1 protein-coding gene is annotated in these 694 nt (G+C 43.4%); it reads right to left on the minus strand.

Translation table 11 applies throughout. The annotated features are described in order from the left end of the window. Positions 1-694: biotin/lipoyl-containing protein (locus A3735_RS07085; RefSeq protein WP_231882479.1), on the minus strand; the 694-nt coding region annotated here is incomplete at both ends.

Genomic DNA, 694 nt, shown 5'->3' on the forward strand with positions numbered 1-694 from the left:
ATCAAACCAGGCATTGAGTATTGGCTCCTTCATACACGCAAAGACAAGTGCCTTAATACATCGGAGCGTGATGTCCTCACTTTTCTTCCAAGTACAAATATTGGCATCATCGAACAGCGTTACGGCTGGAATGTGTTCATGAGATTTACTCATCGTTTGCGCCATGACTTTCCTGGCACCTGTTAATTTAGTGATTGAATCACCACATCTCCCAGGAGAACTTCCTTTCAGCTCATTCTTCTTGTAATGAGCTTCCAGAATTCCTTTCTCTGTAAGCATCCCATAAGACTTTTCACTGAGCTGTTCTGTCAGGCCTATTTTTTCTGCAAAGACCCTGACAGAAGGCGGCGCATTTAAAGTCTGTTTCTGCTTTAAAAGCGCACTGTCAGGCGGGCTGGCATGATCAACAATCATATCCTCATATTGATCGACATCCTTTTCACCTTCTGCAGTTTGCAAACTTCCAACGACCGATACGCTCTTTTGCACATTTTGAGAGACGCCTAGATACTCCGATATCGAAGTATCTTTACCTATCGGGGACTCAGCATTTTCCTTCTCAGTGTATTCTAATAACACTGAACCCACATCAACCATGTCGCCCGCTTTACAGTGAATTTTCCCGATTCTAGCTTCCACAGGAGATGGAATTTCCACAATAGCTTTTGCCGTTTCGACAACTAAAATCAACTGA

The sequence above is a fragment of the Oleiphilus sp. HI0061 genome (genome assembly GCF_001635675.1).